The 16,042-nt window shown below is 61.9% G+C and carries 19 protein-coding genes; 4 read left to right on the plus strand and 15 right to left on the minus strand.

Annotated elements, in window-relative coordinates; all coding sequences use genetic code 11:
- Positions 1-159: 159 nt before the first annotated feature.
- The 4 genes from hemW to rph all read right to left on the minus strand — a co-directional run bounded on the left by hemW (position 160) and on the right by rph (position 3,323).
- The gene (gene hemW, locus QTL95_RS09495; RefSeq protein WP_289719736.1) at positions 160-1,362 is read right to left on the minus strand and encodes a radical SAM family heme chaperone HemW; all 1,203 of its coding nucleotides are present in this window, start codon (positions 1,360-1,362) and stop codon (positions 160-162) included.
- 8 nt (positions 1,363-1,370) lie between these two features.
- Positions 1,371-2,015 (minus strand): RdgB/HAM1 family non-canonical purine NTP pyrophosphatase, encoded by a 645-nt coding sequence (rdgB, locus tag QTL95_RS09500; protein ID WP_289719737.1) that lies wholly within the window; start codon positions 2,013-2,015, stop codon positions 1,371-1,373.
- A 10-nt stretch (positions 2,016-2,025) separates the two neighbouring features.
- Positions 2,026-2,430 (minus strand): VOC family protein, encoded by a 405-nt coding sequence (locus tag QTL95_RS09505; RefSeq protein WP_289719738.1) that lies wholly within the window; start codon positions 2,428-2,430, stop codon positions 2,026-2,028.
- 176 nt (positions 2,431-2,606) lie between these two features.
- Positions 2,607-3,323, minus strand: a complete 717-nt coding sequence (gene rph / locus QTL95_RS09510; protein WP_289719739.1) for a ribonuclease PH — start codon at positions 3,321-3,323, stop codon at positions 2,607-2,609.
- 177 nt (positions 3,324-3,500) lie between these two features.
- Here rph and hrcA point away from each other — a divergent pair, with 177 nt between their 5' ends.
- Complete coding sequence (gene hrcA / locus QTL95_RS09515) at positions 3,501-4,583, plus strand: heat-inducible transcriptional repressor HrcA (RefSeq protein WP_289719740.1); 1,083 nt, start codon at positions 3,501-3,503, stop codon at positions 4,581-4,583.
- 91 nt (positions 4,584-4,674) lie between these two features.
- Positions 4,675-5,307, plus strand: a complete 633-nt coding sequence (gene grpE, locus QTL95_RS09520) for a nucleotide exchange factor GrpE (RefSeq protein WP_289719741.1) — start codon at positions 4,675-4,677, stop codon at positions 5,305-5,307.
- A 113-nt stretch (positions 5,308-5,420) separates the two neighbouring features.
- On the opposite strand, the gene QTL95_RS09525 is transcribed toward grpE, so the two are convergent.
- The 3 genes from QTL95_RS09525 to QTL95_RS09535 form a co-directional block, all read right to left on the minus strand.
- On the minus strand, positions 5,421-6,128 hold the full coding sequence (locus QTL95_RS09525; protein WP_289719743.1) for a hypothetical protein: 708 nt from the start codon (positions 6,126-6,128) through the stop codon (positions 5,421-5,423).
- Complete coding sequence (locus tag QTL95_RS09530) at positions 6,125-6,361, minus strand: hypothetical protein (protein WP_289719744.1); 237 nt, start codon at positions 6,359-6,361, stop codon at positions 6,125-6,127. Before QTL95_RS09530 ends, QTL95_RS09525 begins: the two co-directional genes overlap by 4 nt.
- A gap of 74 nt (positions 6,362-6,435) precedes the next feature.
- On the minus strand, positions 6,436-7,380 hold the full coding sequence (locus tag QTL95_RS09535; RefSeq protein ID WP_289719745.1) for a nucleoside hydrolase: 945 nt from the start codon (positions 7,378-7,380) through the stop codon (positions 6,436-6,438).
- 249 nt (positions 7,381-7,629) lie between these two features.
- On the opposite strand from QTL95_RS09535, the gene QTL95_RS09540 reads away from it, so the two are divergent.
- Together QTL95_RS09540 and QTL95_RS09545 are read left to right on the plus strand one after the other, a co-directional pair.
- The gene (locus tag QTL95_RS09540; RefSeq protein ID WP_037187971.1) at positions 7,630-8,061 is read left to right on the plus strand and encodes an Hsp20 family protein; all 432 of its coding nucleotides are present in this window, start codon (positions 7,630-7,632) and stop codon (positions 8,059-8,061) included.
- Positions 8,062-8,110: 49 nt separating this feature from the next.
- On the plus strand, positions 8,111-8,368 hold the full coding sequence (locus QTL95_RS09545) for a DUF1150 family protein (RefSeq protein ID WP_037187970.1): 258 nt from the start codon (positions 8,111-8,113) through the stop codon (positions 8,366-8,368).
- Positions 8,369-8,463: 95 nt separating this feature from the next.
- Here the strand turns inward: QTL95_RS09545 and QTL95_RS09550 are convergent, their stop codons facing one another.
- The 8 genes from QTL95_RS09550 to QTL95_RS09585 all read right to left on the minus strand — a co-directional run bounded on the left by QTL95_RS09550 (position 8,464) and on the right by QTL95_RS09585 (position 16,038).
- Positions 8,464-8,901 carry an NUDIX domain-containing protein gene (locus QTL95_RS09550; protein ID WP_289719746.1) on the minus strand — a complete coding sequence of 146 codons (438 nt, stop codon included), beginning with the start codon at positions 8,899-8,901 and terminating at the stop codon, positions 8,464-8,466.
- 21 nt (positions 8,902-8,922) lie between these two features.
- On the minus strand, positions 8,923-9,624 hold the full coding sequence (gene trmB, locus QTL95_RS09555) for a tRNA (guanine(46)-N(7))-methyltransferase TrmB (protein WP_289719747.1): 702 nt from the start codon (positions 9,622-9,624) through the stop codon (positions 8,923-8,925).
- A 9-nt stretch (positions 9,625-9,633) separates the two neighbouring features.
- Positions 9,634-10,872, minus strand: coding sequence for a methionine adenosyltransferase (gene metK / locus QTL95_RS09560; protein WP_289719748.1), 1,239 nt, complete (start codon positions 10,870-10,872; stop codon positions 9,634-9,636).
- A 188-nt stretch (positions 10,873-11,060) separates the two neighbouring features.
- Positions 11,061-11,480: a helix-turn-helix domain-containing protein gene (locus tag QTL95_RS09565; protein WP_289719749.1), complete on the minus strand. Its 420-nt coding sequence runs from the start codon at positions 11,478-11,480 to the stop codon at positions 11,061-11,063.
- Positions 11,481-11,630: 150 nt separating this feature from the next.
- Positions 11,631-13,235, minus strand: a complete 1,605-nt coding sequence (gene lnt / locus QTL95_RS09570; RefSeq protein WP_289719750.1) for an apolipoprotein N-acyltransferase — start codon at positions 13,233-13,235, stop codon at positions 11,631-11,633.
- Positions 13,236-13,322: 87 nt separating this feature from the next.
- Positions 13,323-14,474 carry a hemolysin family protein gene (locus QTL95_RS09575; RefSeq protein ID WP_289719751.1) on the minus strand — a complete coding sequence of 384 codons (1,152 nt, stop codon included), beginning with the start codon at positions 14,472-14,474 and terminating at the stop codon, positions 13,323-13,325.
- Complete coding sequence (gene ybeY / locus QTL95_RS09580) at positions 14,471-14,986, minus strand: rRNA maturation RNase YbeY (RefSeq protein ID WP_289719752.1); 516 nt, start codon at positions 14,984-14,986, stop codon at positions 14,471-14,473. Before ybeY ends, QTL95_RS09575 begins: the two co-directional genes overlap by 4 nt.
- Positions 14,986-16,038 (minus strand): PhoH family protein, encoded by a 1,053-nt coding sequence (locus tag QTL95_RS09585; RefSeq protein ID WP_289719753.1) that lies wholly within the window; start codon positions 16,036-16,038, stop codon positions 14,986-14,988. The genes ybeY and QTL95_RS09585 overlap by 1 nt, the downstream gene beginning before the upstream one ends.
- Positions 16,039-16,042: the final 4 nt, after the last annotated feature.

Below are 16,042 nucleotides of genomic sequence, written 5' to 3' on the forward strand. Positions count from 1 at the left end.
AAACGGCTAAGAAGGTGACGATCCGACAACCAGCTGCCGGGCGGGCGGCTACCCGCCCGGCAGAAACAATTATCTCATATTTTGATCATCCAAGAAGGTGCCGGCAGGCGGATGAGGGGGCCACTTGCGTAAGCCTCTCCAGAAGCCCCACACCCCAATTCAACAAGCCAAATCAGCCACCACCGAATCCAAGATCAGCATCCCCGACGGCGTGCAGCGCAGGCGCGAGTTGCCGATGCGTTCGATAAACCCGTGTTCCAGTAAAAATTCTTCGCGCTTCGGGTCCGGATCGCGGCCGGAGAGTTGCTGCCAGCGGGCGAGGTCGACGCCCTCGGTGAGGCGCAGCCCCATCAAGAGCAGTTCGTCGGCCTGTTCGTCATAACCGAGCTGTTCCTGTTCGAGCACGCCGTGGCCGTCGCGCTCCACCAGCTCGAGCCAGGCTTCCGGCTTGCGCTCGGTGGCGGTGGCGAGCTTGGTCGGGCCGCGGGTCAGCCGGCCGTGCGCGCCGGGGCCGATGCCGGCATAGTCGCCGTAGCGCCAGTAGGTGAGGTTGTGGCGGCTTTCCGCGCCCGGGCGGGCGTGGTTGGAGACCTCGTAGGCGGGCATGCCCTCGGCCGCGGTGATCTCCTGCGTCGCCTCGTAGAGCGCCGCCGACTGGTCGTCGTCGGGCACGACGAGCTTGCCCATCTTGTGCAGCCCGAAGAAGGGCGTGCCCTCCTCGATCGTCAGCTGGTAGAGCGACAGGTGGTCGACGGCGTAGGAGATCGCCTCCTTGAGCTCGCGCTCCCATTCTTCCACCGTCTGCTTGGGACGGGCGTAGATCAGGTCGAACGACATGCGCGGAAAGATGTCGCGCGCCAGCTTGATCGCCTTCAGCGCATCCTCGACGTCATGCAGTCGCCCGAGGAACTTGAGGTCACGATCGTTCAGCGCCTGCACGCCAAGCGACACGCGGTTGACACCGGCGGCGCGGTAGCCGCGAAAACGCTCGGCCTCGACGCTGGAGGGGTTGGCCTCCATGGTGATCTCGATGCCATCGGGCATGTGCCACTCTTTGGCGATGCCGTCGAGAATGGCCGAGACCGTCGATGGGTTCATCAGCGACGGCGTGCCGCCGCCGAGAAATACGCTGGTCACCGTCTTCGGGCCGCTCAGCCGCCGCATCGCCGCCATCTCCTTCAGGAAGGCGGCGGTGAAGCGCTCCTGGTCCACAGGCTGATGGCGCACATGGCTGTTGAAGTCGCAATAGGGGCACTTGGCGGCACAGAACGGCCAATGCACGTAGACGCCGAAACCGGGCTCGCCGGTATCGGGCAAAAGAGATGCATAGCGCGTCAGGTTGGGCTGTTCCAAAGTGTCCACGATCGCTCTTAGGCGTCCAGGCAGGTTTCGACGAAGATCTTGAAGGCGCGGGCGCGGTGCGAAAGGGCTTGCGCGTCGCCGGGCTTCCAGCCGTGCTTTTCCTCCGCGCTCATCTCGCCGAATGTAGTCTCATAGCCCTCGGGCTGGAAGACCGGATCATAGCCGAATCCGGCAGTGCCGCGCGGCGGCCAGGCGACAGTGCCCTCGACCTCTCCCCGGAAGAGCTCCGTATGTCCATCCGGCCATGCCAGGCACAGAACGCTGACGAAGCGCGCCGTGCGCTGTTCCGGCTTTACCGCCCCAACCTTCTCCAACGCCGTCTCGACCTTCTGCATCGCCATCGCGAAGTCGCGCGTGCCGTCGGCCGTTTCTGCCCAGTTGGCCGTGTACACACCCGGATCGCCACCAAGCGCATCGATCACGAGGCCGCTGTCGTCGGAGAGCGACGGCAGGCCGGAAGCTTCCGCCGAGGCCAGCGCCTTGATCGTCGCGTTTTCCTCGAAGGTTGTGCCGGTCTCATCAGGCTCGGCGAAATTCAGCTCGGCGGCCGATTTCGCCGAAAAGCCAAATGGACCGATGAGGTCGGCGATCTCGCGGATCTTGCCGGCATTGTGGCTGGCGACGACGATGGTCTTGGTATCGAGCTTGCGCATGGTCTGTCTTTCAAAGATTCCAGAGTTTGGCTTCGGCGCATTCGAGGCTGTTGCCATCAGGATCGCGGAAATAGATCGATCGCGCCCCGTTCGGCCAGCAAAAATCGCTTTCGATGGAAACACCCGCCTTGTTGAGCTTTTCCGCGATCAAGTCAATCGCTTCCGCACTCACGCGGAAACAGGCGTGCCCCGCGCCGCTCGTACCATGCGGCGGAACCGGCAGGGCGTCGGAGGCGGGCGGCTTGATGGTTTCGCGGCGGTTGAAGATCAGAAGGATGCCGGGGCCGCAGCGAAAGAAGACGTGTCGGTTGTCATGGCGCAAGACCTTCTCGAGGCCGAGAATATCGCCATAGAAGCGTTCGGCGGCATCGAGATCGTCGACATAAAGCGCGGTTTCAAGAATGCCGTCGATCATGGTGTCATTCTCCGGGGGGCTTTGCGTACTTGGCCAAGACCCTCTCTGGCCTGCCGGCCATCTCCCCCACAAGGGGGGAGAACCGCTGGGCGCGCCCGCTTGCCTCAATTGGGCGTCGAGGGCTAGGCCGGGTTAAGCCCTCCCCTCTGTGGGGAGGGGTCGTTATTCAGATCCCCTCAGGCAATCGCCGCCTTCTGCATCTCCACCAACTCGGCAATGCCGTTCTTCGCAAGCGCCATCAGCGCGCCGAACTCTTCTTCGCTGAACGGCGCACCTTCCGCCGTACCCTGCACTTCGACGATCCCGCCGGAGCCGGTCATGACGAAGTTCGCATCCGTCTCGGCGGAGCTATCCTCGAGATAGTCGAGATCGATGACCGGCTGGCTGGCGAAGACCCCGCAGGAGATCGCAGCAACATGGTCCTTGAGCACACGCTCGACCTTGATCATGTTGCGGCTTTCCATCCACTTCAGGCAGTCGTAAAGGGCGATCCATGCGCCGGTGATGGATGCCGTGCGGGTGCCGCCGTCGGCCTGGATCACGTCGCAGTCGAGCGTGATCTGACGTTCGCCGAGTTCCTTGAGGTCGACCACGGCGCGCAGCGACCGGCCGATCAGGCGCTGGATTTCCTGGGTGCGGCCACCCTGCTTGCCGGCAGCGGCTTCGCGCTTCATGCGGTCGCCGGTAGCGCGCGGCAGCATGCCGTATTCCGCGGTGACCCAGCCCTTGCCGGTGTTGCGCAGCCACGGCGGCGTCTTCTCTTCCAGGCTCGCGGTGCAAAGCACATGCGTGTCGCCGAACTTGACGAGACAGGAGCCCTCGGCGTGCTTGGAGAAGTTGCGCTCGAAGGTGACCTTGCGCATCTGGTCGGTTTTTCTGCCTGAGGGCCGCATGCTATTCTCCTGAACCAAAGCCCGAAAAGGCGCATGCGCCTCCGGGGGACTGTCAACCGTGCTTATCTTGTTGACCGCTTCTACGATTGGCGGCCGCCATTTGCAATTTCCCTTTTGTCACGGCAGGGAGATTGACTATATTTTATGGTGTTGTCCTCAGTAGGGTTTGCAGGTTTCATGGAGTTCAGATCGACGTCGGTTTCGGATGCCGTGGCTGTGCTGGACGAGCGTTCCAAGGAAATCTTTCGCCGCATCGTCGAAGGCTATCTGGAAACCGGCGAGCCACTCGGCTCGCGTAATCTGTCGCGCATCCTTCCCATGTCGCTGTCGCCCGCCTCCGTGCGCAACGTCATGAGCGATCTGGAGGAGCTCGGCCTCATCTATTCCCCGCATGTCAGCGCCGGCCGCCTGCCCACGCAGTTCGGTCTTCGCTTCTTCGTCGATGCCTTCATGCAGGTCGGCGATCTCTCGGCGGAAGATCGCGCCAGCATCGATCGCCAGGTGCGCGCCGAAACCCATGGGCACCCCATGGAAACGATGATGAACGAGGCGAGCCGCATGCTGTCGGGCATGTCGCGCGGCGCCGGCCTCGTCATCACCTCGAAAAGCGATCCTGTTCTCAAGCACGTCGAGTTCATCCGCCTGGAGCCGACCAAGGCGCTGGCGGTTCTGGTCGGCGATCACGACCAGGTGGAAAACCGCATCATCGAGCTACCGGCCGGCGTCACCTCCTCGCAGCTCACCGAGGCCGCCAATTTCCTCAATGCCTACATGACCGGCCAGACCCTGCCGGAACTGCGCAATCAGCTCGGCAAGCTCAAGGACGATGTCCGCCACGAACTCGACGAGCTCTCCCGCGATCTGGTCGAACGCGGCATCGCGGTCTGGTCCGGCAGCGCCGACGAGGGCAAGCCGACGCAGCTCATCATCCGCGGCCGCTCCAATCTTCTCGAAGGCCTTGCCGGCGCCGACGATATCGATCGCCTGCGCATGCTGTTCGACGATCTGGAGAAGAAGGACAGCCTGATCGAGCTGCTGAACCTCGCCGAAACCGGGCCGGGCGTGCGCATCTTCATCGGCTCGGAAAACAAGCTCTTCTCGCTCTCCGGCTCCTCGCTCATCGTGGCACCCTATCGCGATGGCGACGACCGCATCGTCGGCGCCGTCGGCGTCATCGGGCCGACCCGGCTCAATTACTCGCGCATCGTCCCGATGGTTGATTACACCGCGCAGCTGATCTCGCGCCTCTCCAAGCGCTGAGACGCCCTTCTTCGTCACGCAGACTTGATTTTTGGCGCCCGAAGCTCGATATCGGGCACATCCTAAGAGACACCAATGACCGGAGAACGTCATGACCGACGAAACGACGAAGAACGGACCTGATGCAGCTGCTGCCGAAGCCGCTGCGGATGCTGCCGCCGGCGTCGACACTGAAGCAACGGCCGAGGCTGTATCCGAGCCCGATCCGTTGGAGCTTTTGAAGGCGGAGAATGCCGAGCTGCGCGACCGCTACCTGCGGCTTGCCGCCGACATGGACAATCTTCGCCGCCGCACCGAGCGCGAAGTCAAGGACGCCAAGTCCTATGCCGTGGCAGGCTTCGCCCGTGACATGCTGGCCGTATCCGACAACCTGCGCCGCGCGCTCGATGCCGTTCCCGAGGAAGTCCGCGCGACCGCCGATGCCGGCCTTTCCACGCTGGTCGAAGGCGTAGAGATGACCGAGCGCTCCATGCTGTCGACGCTGGAGCGTCACGGCGTGCGCAAGCTCGAGCCGGTCGGCCAGAAGTTCGATCCGAACTTCCATCAGGCGATGTTCGAAGTGCCGAACCCCGACGTGCCCAACAACACGGTCGTGCAGGTCGTGCAGGCCGGCTACTCCATCGGCGAACGCGTCCTGCGCCCGGCCATGGTCGGCGTCGCCAAGGGCGGCCCGAAGATCGTCGAAGCCGAAACCAACTCGATCTTCGACCAGAAGGACGCCTGATCCCAAGCGTCGTCTGTCGATCGCCTGATTAATCCGGCAACCGGGCGTCAATGTCCGGTTGCTTTTGTATTGAAGGCACCTGTCACGGGACAATTGCGCCGTGTCTCAGCGTGTCAGCGGCGTGATTTGGGATCGATTTCGGTATCGTTCGCCGGATCGCTGCCGTCGCGTTGGAGATCGCGGTCGCGAATATCCTGCATTTGCTGCCTGTAATCGGACTGTTCGCCAACCTCCCGGAATGGTCGGTCGATCAGACTTTTCGCCAGCTGTGGGCGTCCGCTCTGCCGAATGCTCTCACGAAGATCTTCGGCACTCGCAATCATTCCCAGTCCCTCCAGCGCGACAAAAAAGGCGCGGGTGCTGAGAACGTGGGTGTTTGGCGGAATCTTGGCATGCGGCGGACGACCGTTTAGGTAATCCTTGTCGTCCGAGATGATCAGGCCGATGTGCCGCCCCGGTTCCAGGAGCATGTCGCGGAAAAGCGCATCGATGTTGTCCATCGTCCAGCTTGTCGCCCATTCTCCGAAGTTCTTCGTTGCGCCCTCTATGCCTTGAGCCTCAAGCGCCAGCGCTTCGAGGTAAGCAGCGCCAAACGGGGTCTTGACTATCCGGTGCTGATTGCCTCCCGCAACATCGAACCACGCTCGAAGACGGTCGGCGCCGGGCCGAGACGTGAGGCGCGTGCACTCATACATCACGGCGTCAGTCACGAAGACAGGCGCGCCGAAACTCTGCAGAAGGTCCAGCCTGTCGACCACGGCGAGGCTGATGAGAGGTCCCGTGTCAGCGATGACCAGAGTGACCGGGGAAAGTTTCGTCATGCAGCGTCGGTGATTGCGGTGATGAACGCCTCCGCCATCTCGATGTCATGTCGCGAAGGCGTTCCGGGGTAGGGGACGTCGTTGTCGTTAGCTGTTTCGTACAGCTCCATTTCATCATCCAGATGAAGCGAGGTGATTGCACGCTTCGTGGACATGTAGCCGCGGCTCCATGCCCACAGGATATCGTGAACGGTCACGGGATTCTCATGGTCGAAGATAACGTCTTGTCTCATGTGCGTCCTCGTCAGTCCCGAACATCCTACAGTATGGGCGACCATCCTGCCAGTTGCTGGAACGCCGTTCCTGATCAGATGCGGGCGAAGCGCTCGATCAGGAGATCGAAGAAGCCGTCCGCATCGACGTCACGCATGACCTTGGCGTTGTGCTTGCGGTCGGTGACCTGCCACCAGTCGACCACGGTCATGCCGACGGTGAGCTCCGACTTGACCTCGATCTCGACATTGCAGTCGCGGCCCTTGAAAAGCTCCGGCTTCAGGAGATAGGCGACGACCGTCGGGTCATGCAGCGGGCCGCCGTCCGAACCGTATTTCTCGATATCGAATCGCTCGAAGAATTCCAGCATCTCCACCATCGCGATCGCCGGGCGGGTGCCGATCTCGGCCATGCGCTTGACGCGGTCCTTGCGGGTCAAGAGCTTATGGGTGACGTCGAGCGGCATCATCACGATCGGGACACCGGAGCGGAACACGATATCGGCTGCTTCAGGGTCGACATAGATGTTGAATTCGGCCGCCGGCGTGATGTTGCCGCCCTCGAAGAAGCCGCCGCCCATCATGACGAGTTCGCGCACGCGGGGGATGATGTCGGGAGCCTTCTGGAAAGCCATGCCGATATTGGTGAGCGGACCGAGCGTACAGAGCGTTACGGTGCCCTCCGGCTCGCCGCGCAGCGTCTCGATGATGAAGTCCACGGCGTGGCCGGGTGCAAGCGCCATCGTCGGTTCGTCGAGCTCGGGGCCGTCGAGGCCCGTCTTGCCGTGAACATGCTCGGCCGTCACCAGCTTGCGCACCATCGGCTTCTCGGCGCCCGCGAAGACCTTGATATCCGTGCGGCCGCAGAGCTCGCAAATGATGCGGGCGTTGCGGCTGGTATAGGAGAGCGGCACGTTGCCGGCGACCGTCGTGATCCCGAGCACGGAGATCTCTTCCGGGCTGCCGAAGGCGAGCATGATCGCCGCCGCGTCGTCCTGCCCCGGATCGGTGTCGATGATGATCTTTCTCGGCTCTGCCATTCCGTTTGTCCCATCCTCCTGGCGCACATAGCGATGCATGCACCATCTGTTTATTTTTCCGTCGCAAATCGGCACGGCCGGCGCGGGTGCATTTTGATGCGAGGCGCCGCCCTCTTTGTCAAGCGATGAGCGTGTGCCTGCCGTGCGCGTTTCGCCTTGCAGCCGGCGCCCGTCGTTCCCATATTAGAAGTTGCCGGGTGCTGCAGGGCAGGTCCGGCAAGGTCGCTTGCCTCAAGGACTTGGAACGTAATGACCCGTATGACGCCTTTCGCCAGCCCGCTTCTTCTGGGCTTCGACGCCATGGAAAAGACGCTGGAGCGCCTCTCCAAGGCTAGCGACGGATATCCGCCCTACAATATCGAACGCCTCGCCGCCGATCGCCTGACGGCAGATCCCGAGCGCCTTCGCATCACCCTTGCCGTTGCCGGTTTCACGGAAGAGGAACTGGACGTATCGGTCGAGGAAAACCAGCTCCTGATCCGAGGCCGCCAGGTCGATCAGGGCAATCGCGAATATCTCTATCGAGGCATCGCGGCACGTCAATTCCAGCGCACGTTCGTGCTCGCAGACGGCATGCAGGTGCTCGGCGCGGCGCTGAAGAACGGCCTTCTCTCCGTCGATCTCATTCGGCCGGAGCCGTCGCGCATGGTGAAGAAAATTAACATTTCGGTCTCACAGTAGGACAACGGCTAGTGTTGAGTCGTTGGTCCCTTCTCTTGGAGGTACAGGAATGTTGATGAAAGAAGCCAATTCTCACCTGACCAAAACCGAACTTGCCGGCATCGGCAACGGCGAGGTCGCCTATATCAGGAAAATCCGTTCGGAAGAGGTTTCCCGGTGTTTCCCGGAAGCGCCGGATATCGATCCGAATGTCGATCTCTGGGCCCTGTTCGGCGCCGACGGCACTCCGATCCTGCTGACCGACAACCGCTCGAGCACCTTCTTCAAGGCTGCCGAAGACGAGCTGAAGACAGTTAGCCTGCACTAACGCATCGGTCGTTCACCCATCGCTCCCGCGCGGGGCGATGGCGGGGTAGGACGCACGCCAATCGACCAGTATCGATGGCGATGCTTCTTTCATTCTCAGGAAAACAAGGCTGAAACGGGATAGGGCAGTGCCAGTGATGGCATCTCGTCCTTCGCGAAGTGTCGGATAGATTTTGTCTCGCTATCCGTCCAGCCGCCACCATTGTCATGTACTTCGCATTTGAACAGCGTCACGATGTATTCGACCTGGTGGCCATTCGGATAGGTATATCTGAACTTTCTTCCCCCGAAGACGCCGAGAATGCTGGTCGACGTGACCACAAGGCCGGTCTCGTCCATCACCTCCCGGATGATGGCGTCCTGCGGCGTCTCGCCAGGCTCAATGGCGCCGGCGGGGAGGCTCCAGCCTTCCCCGGATGATTTCTCCTGCAGCAGCAGACGCCCTGCCTCGTCATGGATGACGGCGGCGACGGACGGAAGCAGTAGCAAACGGTTGCCGACAAGGCTGCGAAGCTCGGCCAGATATGATCTCATCTCCAGCCTCGCCTGATCGCCTCACACCCGCTTGAACGTCAGATACGCAGAAGACCGCCCTTCGCGCCGGGCCTTGGCCTCGTAGCGCGTGCTCGGCCAGCCCTCGTAGGGCGTCAGCCAGTTGGCAGCGTTGCTGGCCTGCCAGTCGAAGCCGCCGTGGTCGCGGCACTTGAGCAGCGTCCAGTTTACATAGGTGTCGATGTCGGAAGCGAAGCAGAACAGTCCGCCGGGCTTCAGCACGCGATGGAAACGGTCGAGATTGGTCTTGGAGACGAAGCGGCGCTTCCAGTGCCTCCGCTTCGGCCAGGGGTCGGGATAGAGCAGGTCGATCTGGTCGATCGATCCATCCGGCAACCAGTCGAGCAGCTGCGTCGCGTCGTCATTGAAGACGCGCACATTGCGAGCGCCTGCATTGTCGACGCTTGATAGCAGCTTCTGCATAGAATTGATGAAGGGCTCGACGCCGATGAACCCGGTCGAAGGCGTCTCGGTAGCGCGGTGGATCAGGTGCTCGCCGCCGCCGAAGCCGATTTCCAGCCTCAGCCGGTTGGTCTCGACGGGAAAGAGCGTGCTCAGCGGCTCCGGTGGAGCCGCTGAGAGGTCAATGATGAACGCCGGCAGGAGGGTGCTGAGCTTCTCCGCCTGTTGTCCGCGAAGTGCCTTACCCTTGCGACGACCGAAGAAAGCCTCGGTCGCGCGGCCGCGACGTTCCATATCGGTCATTGCTTTGCCTTAAGCCTTGATTGCTTCCTTGAGGGGCTTCACGAGGTCCGTGCGCTCCCACGAGAACGAGCCGTCGCGGCCGGCCTTGCGGCCGAAATGGCCGTAGGCGGAGGTCTTGGCGTAGATCGGCTTGTTGAGGTCGAGATGACGGCGGATGCCCGTCGGCGACAGGTCCATCGTCTTGCGGATCGCGGCTTCGACCTGGTCTTCCGTCACCTTGCCGGTGCCGTGCAGGTCGACATAGATCGACAGCGGCTGCGCGACGCCGATGGCGTAGGAAATCTGGATCGTGCAGCGCTCGGCAAGGCCGGCGGCCACGACGTTCTTGGCGAGGTAGCGGGCGGCGTAGGCGGCCGAACGGTCGACCTTGGTCGTGTCCTTGCCGGAGAATGCGCCGCCGCCATGCGGAGCCGCACCGCCGTAAGTGTCGACGATGATCTTGCGGCCGGTGAGGCCGGCGTCGCCGTCAGGACCGCCGATGACGAATTTGCCGGTCGGGTTGATGTACCACTTGCAATCGTCGGCGATCGGCAGCTCGCCCAGGGCTTCGCGGATGTAGGGTTCGACGACGGCACGGACCTTCTTCGAGTCCCAGCTGTCATCGAGATGCTGCGTGGAAAGAACGATCGACGTCACCTCGGCCGGCTTGCCGTTGACGTAGCGGACGGTCACCTGGCTCTTGGCGTCGGGGCCGAGCTTGGCGACGTCGCCGTCGCCCTTCTTGCGGGCGGCTGCGAGCAGCTGCAGGATCTTGTGCGAGTAGTAGATCGGCGCCGGCATCAGGTCAGGCGTTTCCTTGCAGGCGTAGCCGAACATGATGCCCTGGTCGCCGGCGCCCTCGTCGCCCTGCTGGTCGGCGGCGTTGTCGACGCCCTGGGCGATGTCGGCCGACTGCGAGTGCAGCAGCACGTCGATCTTCGCCTTCTTCCAGTGGAAGCCGTCCTGCTCGTAGCCGATGTCCTTGATGGCGCGGCGGGCGGCTGCCTTGAACTTCGACGGGTTGATGACGTCGTTGCCGTCCTTGTCCTTCTTCATCAAGCTCGGCGGCAGACGAACTTCGCCGGCGATGACCACGCGGTTGGTGGTCGCCAGCGTTTCGCAGGCGATACGGACGCCCCAGGGATTGATGCCGGTCTTAGCGGCTTCGCGATAGACCAGGTCCACGATCTCGTCCGAGATCCGGTCACACACCTTGTCCGGGTGACCTTCGGCGACGGATTCACTGGTGAAGAGGTAGTTGGCGCGCATTTCGGGATTTCCCTCAAAGAACAAGAATTGCTGCGTAGGTTGGTACCCATTTAGAGCACGAAAAACAAGCGCAGAAGGACATAAATATATCTTTATATCTGCGACAACTTGGCAAATTATGCCCGAAAAACGCAGAAAAGCGGCCGTTACGGCCGCTTTTCCAATTTTGTTGAATTCTGAGTGGCGATTTATTCGGCGTCGGCTTCCGCCGCCAGCGCCTTCACGAGCTCGACCACTTTGCGGCGAACCTTGGGGTCGGTGATCTTCACGAAGGCGCGGTTGAGTTGCAAACCTTCGGAAGAGGAGAGGAAGTCGACCACATAGTTCGAGCTCGACGCTTCGGCCATGCCGGTGGCCGTGCTCTGATGCTCGCCCGGCGCATCTTCGAAGAAGAAGGAAACCGGAACGTTCAATATACTGGAAATATTCTGAAGGCGGCTCGCGCCGACGCGGTTCGTGCCTTTTTCGTATTTCTGGATCTGCTGGAAGGTAATACCAAGGCTTTCCCCCAGTTTTTCCTGGCTCATTCCCAGCATTGTTCTGCGAAGACGGATGCGACTGCCCACATGGATGTCGATCGGGTTCGGTTTCTTCTTATTTTCAATCATGGTCGTGCCCTAACAAATAATTTCAACTTTGCTCAAACCGGCATGCCCAAACCCATTCCCCAAACGCCACGTTGAAAGTGTTGATAAACACTTCCAAACATACGTTAAGAACGCCGATCGCAACCACTATGCAATTTTAGGGGTTTTTGGTCAATTCCGCCGCGAAACAAAACCGGAACGCGAAACCATCGCAATTACAAGTAAAAGTATCTCGATCAACCAGAAGTTAGTCTGCCGCAGGTGCGCAGGAAAGGCTAATTGAGCATATCCATCGGTAGTTGCATCAATAAAACCTGTTTCGTTGAGCTTTAGACCTGCGATAATCTCCCCACGCGAGTTCACGAGTGCTGAAATACCACTATTTCCATCGCGAATCAGCGGCAAACCTGTTTCCACCGCCCTCACTCTGGCCTGCTGGAAGTGCTGGTAGGGGCCGGGCGTGTTGCCGAACCAGGCATCGTTGGTGACGTTCAGGATGGCATCGGCCGAGGCGATGTCGCCGGTCATTTCATCCGGGAAAATGGCCTCGTAGCAGACCAGCGGATAGAGCTTGAGCCCATTTGGCAGCGTCAGCATCTGCCGCGTGGCGGCCGCCGAAAATCCACCCGGCATCTCGACCACGTTCTGGATGCCGAACTCGGTGAGAATATTCTCGAACGGCACATATTCGCCGAAGGGAACCAGATGCACCTTGTCGGCGGCGCCGATGATCTGTCCGCGGCCGTCGATCACATAGATTGAATTGTAGTAACGCGGCGCAATGCCCGGTCCCATGTCCTCGACGCGCACGGCGCCGGCGATCAGGATCTGGTTGTCGTCGAGCGTGTCGGCGATCCGCGTCAGGGCATCCTGATTGTCGGTCAGGATGAAGGGAACGGAGGTCTCGGGCCAGACGATGATGTCGGGCTTCCTGCCGCCGTCCTTGGGCGGCTCGGCGGAAAGCCTGAGGTGCTTCTCGAAGATTTCAGCCCGGTCGCCGTCGGTATCCATCTTCGCCGTCTGGTCGATCATCGGCTGGACCAGCCGAATGACCGGGCTCTTGTCGTCGGAAGGCTTCTCCGGGCGCGGCATCCCGTAAAGCACATAACCGCCATAGCCGACATGGGCGACGAGCAGGATCGCGGCGAGCGCGACACCCGGTCTGGCGCCGAGCCGCGTGCCGAGGAGGGCAGGGGCCGCGAAGATGAAGACGGAAAGCGCGGTGATGCCTGTTATGCCGATGATATGGGCCGATTGCATCATGATCGGCGCCGGCGTCATCGCATAGCCGATGGCGTTCCAGGGGAAGCCGGTAAAGAGCACGCCCCGCAGCCACTCCATCAGCCCGAAGCTCGCCGCCAGCGCCGCGATCCGGCCCATGCCATCGGACCAGAAGATCCGCGCCAGGGCGGTGGCAAGGCCGTAGTAGATCGCCAGCACCGCAGGCAGGCCGAAGACCGCCAGCGGCAGCGCCCAAGCGAACTCTTCCGCGTCGATCATCAGCGCATGGCCAAGCCACCAGAGCCCGGCGACGAAATAGCCGAAGCCGAACAGCCAGCCGATCGCAAACGACGGCCAGAGCCGGCGGATGAAGCCGCTGTTGGGGGCGGCGGCGGCACCATCGATCAGCCAGACAAGCAGCGTGAAGGAGACGAACATGGCGGCGAAGAAGCCGATGGGCGGAAGCGCCAGAACGCCGATCGCGCCCGCCAGAACGGCCAGTGCCGCCCTCTTCCAACCCCAGGCCAGGATCACCCTGTCCGCCAGCCGCTCCATGCGCACTCCTGTCAGCCGCGAATCACCTCGCAGCGCAGTCTTTCAAAAAAGCGATGATTTGTCGTGCCTTGCGGCGCGGGCGGTGGTTCAGTTGGCCGTCGGTGCTTCTGCCGGCCGTTCGTCCCCGTGCTCCGGTCCCATCGTGCCGTCGCCATCCGCCTTGGCGCGCCGGCGGATCGCCTGCCGCTTGCGGGTAATCCGCACACGCTTGATGCGCCGGGGATCGGCGTCGAGAATGTGGAACTCGAAGCCGGGCAGCGCCTGGACGACCTCGCCACGAACCGGGATACGTCCGAGCTCGGAGAAGATCAGGCCACCGAGGGTGTCTACCTCGTCCACCTGTTCGGCGATGTCGAAATCCGGGCCGATCGCCTCGGCGATCTCCTCGAGCTCGACGCGCGCATCGGCCACGAAGACGTCCTCGGACACCCGCTTGAACATCACTTCTTCGTCATCGTGCTCGTCGTCGATATCGCCGACGACCATCTCGACGATGTCCTCGTGCGAGGCCAGTCCGTCGGTGCCGCCATATTCGTCGATCACCAGCGCCATCTGCGTGCGATTCACCTGCATGCGACGCAGGAGGTCGGATGCCAGCATAGACGGCGGCACGAACAGGATCTTGCGGATGATACCCGCTTCGGAGAGTGTCTTCTGCAGGTCCACGCGGGCAAGGTCGAAATTCGGCTTGGCGACGCGCGGCTGCTTCTGCAGGTTTTCCGGCGCGACCTCGACCATCGGCTCTGCCGGCTTCACCGCCTTGGTCGAGCCGCGGCGCTTGTTGCGCGCCTGTTTGGCGACGTAGGAGAGCAGGTCGCGGATGTGCACCATGCCGCGCGGATCATCAAGCGTTTCGGCGTAGACAGGCATGCGCGAGCGCCCGGATTCCTCGAACAGGATCATCAGCTCGCCGATGGTGATACTCTGGTCCACCGCCTCGATATCGGCACGCGGCACCATCACGTCGGCAACGCGCACTTCGCGGAAGCGCAGGATGTTGTGCAGCATCGCCCGTTCGTCAGGCGAAAAGCCGTCGTCCTCGCTGGCGTCTGTCATCAGCGCGTCGGTCAGGTCCTCGCGCAGCCGCGAGCTTTGCTGCGGCCTCAATATGCGCGCCGCGCGCGACCAGAATGATTGGGATCGTCCGGACTGCCTGCTACTACTGCCACCGTCGTCGGTGGAGGAGGATTGATCGGCGTCTTTGGCCTCGGAGGCCGGTCTCGTCGTAAAGTCGCTCATGGTTCCATTTTAAGGTCTTGACCCTCGTATGGGTCAGATAGGCCGAGCTTCGCCAGAATGCGAGTCTCCAGCCGCTCCATTATCTCGGCTTCGGCATCATTATTATGATCGTAGCCGAAGAGATGCAAGAAGCCATGCACCATTAGGTGGGTGAGGTGATCGTCGAAACTCTTCTCCAGGTCGATCGCCTCGCGGGCCACGGTCTCTTGGGCGATGATGATATCGCCGAGCATCGGGCCGGGAACCTTGCCCGGCGTCACCGGAAAAGCCGGGAAGGAGAGCACGTTGGTCGGCTTGTCCTTGCCGCGCCATTCCGCGTTGATGTCCTGTATCGAGGCATCGTCGGTGAAGACCAGCGACACCTCCGGTATCATCTTCGGGAAGGGTTGCTTCTCGTTTTCGCGCAGATAGGTGGCAGCCGTTTCGAGAACGCGCTCCGCCATTGCATGCAAGTCATCCTCGGAGGGCCATTGGCCCTCCTCGATGCTGATCTGTATGTCGAGTTCGGCCATCAGTCCTGCTGGGTGACCTCTGGGGTCTCTGTTGCATAGGTGGCGTCGTAGGCCCGCACGATGCGGCCGACCAGCGGATGGCGGACGACATCGGTGTCCTTGAAGCGAACGATCGAGATGCCCTCAACCCCGTTCAGGAGCTGCAGCGCCTCGACAAGTCCCGACTTGACGCCGCGCGGCAGGTCGATCTGGCTCGGGTCGCCGGTCACGATCATCCTGGAGTTCTCGCCGAGACGAGTCAGGAACATCTTCATCTGCATCGACGTGGTGTTCTGCGCCTCGTCGAGGATGACAGCGGCATTCGACAGCGTGCGACCGCGCATGAAGGCGAGCGGTGCGATTTCGATGACACCCGCCGTGATCGCACGATCGACCTTGTCGGCCGGCATCATGTCGTAGAGCGCGTCATAGAGCGGGCGGAGATAGGGGTCGACCTTCTCCTTCATGTCGCCGGGCAGGAAGCCGAGGCGCTCGCCGGCTTCGACGGCCGGGCGCGAGAGGATGATCTTCTCGACCGCGCCGCGCTCGAGCAGCTGCGCCGCATAGGCGACGGCGAGATAGGTCTTGCCGGTACCGGCGGGGCCACAGCCGAAGACGAGTTCGGAGCGCTCCAGCGCCCTCAGATACGCGTCCTGCGTCGGCGTGCGGGCAATGATGGTCTTCTTGCGCGTCGAGACCTGCGCCATCGTCAGCTTGGCCTTGCGCTCCATCGTCGGCAGGCTCAGCTGGTCGTCGGCTGCGACAGCCATGCGGATCGCGCCCTCGACGTCGGATCGCTCGACGCTGCCGCCCTTCTGGAGCTTGTCGTAGAGATAGTCGAGCGTGCGCCGCGCCTGATTGGTGGCGACGATGTCTCCGGAGATGACCACCGAATTGCCACGCGCTCGGGCGTCGATATTGAGGCGTTCCTCGAGTAGCTTGAGGTTCTGGTCGAATTGGCCAAACAGTTCGCTGGCGAACCGGTTGTTTTCGAACGTCAGAATAAAGTGATTGGCGTCGCTCGCGATACGTGGGTGGCGCGGTGAAGAAGAAACCAATTCTTGTCCGTTCAAGCGG

Source organism: Rhizobium sp. S152 (assembly GCF_030380735.1).
In the GTDB taxonomy this organism is placed as follows: Bacteria; Pseudomonadota; Alphaproteobacteria; order Rhizobiales; family Rhizobiaceae; genus Rhizobium.

Bases quoted from the DNA above. Each gene is read 5' to 3' on its own strand.
- rdgB (WP_289719737.1), bottom strand. From the start codon at position 2,015: ATGCGCAAGCTCGATACCAAGACCATCGTCGTCGCCAGCCACAATGCC.
- QTL95_RS09505 (WP_289719738.1), bottom strand. From the start codon at position 2,430: ATGATCGACGGCATTCTTGAAACCGCGCTTTATGTCGACGATCTCGAT.
- rph (WP_289719739.1), bottom strand. From the start codon at position 3,323: ATGCGGCCCTCAGGCAGAAAAACCGACCAGATGCGCAAGGTCACCTTC.
- hrcA (WP_289719740.1), top strand. From the start codon at position 3,501: ATGGAGTTCAGATCGACGTCGGTTTCGGATGCCGTGGCTGTGCTGGAC.
- grpE (WP_289719741.1), top strand. From the start codon at position 4,675: ATGACCGACGAAACGACGAAGAACGGACCTGATGCAGCTGCTGCCGAA.
- QTL95_RS09525 (WP_289719743.1), bottom strand. From the start codon at position 6,128: ATGACGAAACTTTCCCCGGTCACTCTGGTCATCGCTGACACGGGACCT.
- QTL95_RS09530 (WP_289719744.1), bottom strand. From the start codon at position 6,361: ATGAGACAAGACGTTATCTTCGACCATGAGAATCCCGTGACCGTTCAC.
- QTL95_RS09535 (WP_289719745.1), bottom strand. From the start codon at position 7,380: ATGGCAGAGCCGAGAAAGATCATCATCGACACCGATCCGGGGCAGGAC.
- QTL95_RS09540 (WP_037187971.1), top strand. From the start codon at position 7,630: ATGACCCGTATGACGCCTTTCGCCAGCCCGCTTCTTCTGGGCTTCGAC.
- QTL95_RS09545 (WP_037187970.1), top strand. From the start codon at position 8,111: ATGTTGATGAAAGAAGCCAATTCTCACCTGACCAAAACCGAACTTGCC.
- QTL95_RS09550 (WP_289719746.1), bottom strand. From the start codon at position 8,901: ATGAGATCATATCTGGCCGAGCTTCGCAGCCTTGTCGGCAACCGTTTG.
- trmB (WP_289719747.1), bottom strand. From the start codon at position 9,624: ATGACCGATATGGAACGTCGCGGCCGCGCGACCGAGGCTTTCTTCGGT.
- metK (WP_289719748.1), bottom strand. From the start codon at position 10,872: ATGCGCGCCAACTACCTCTTCACCAGTGAATCCGTCGCCGAAGGTCAC.
- QTL95_RS09565 (WP_289719749.1), bottom strand. From the start codon at position 11,480: ATGATTGAAAATAAGAAGAAACCGAACCCGATCGACATCCATGTGGGC.
- lnt (WP_289719750.1), bottom strand. From the start codon at position 13,235: ATGGAGCGGCTGGCGGACAGGGTGATCCTGGCCTGGGGTTGGAAGAGG.
- QTL95_RS09575 (WP_289719751.1), bottom strand. From the start codon at position 14,474: ATGAGCGACTTTACGACGAGACCGGCCTCCGAGGCCAAAGACGCCGAT.
- ybeY (WP_289719752.1), bottom strand. From the start codon at position 14,986: ATGGCCGAACTCGACATACAGATCAGCATCGAGGAGGGCCAATGGCCC.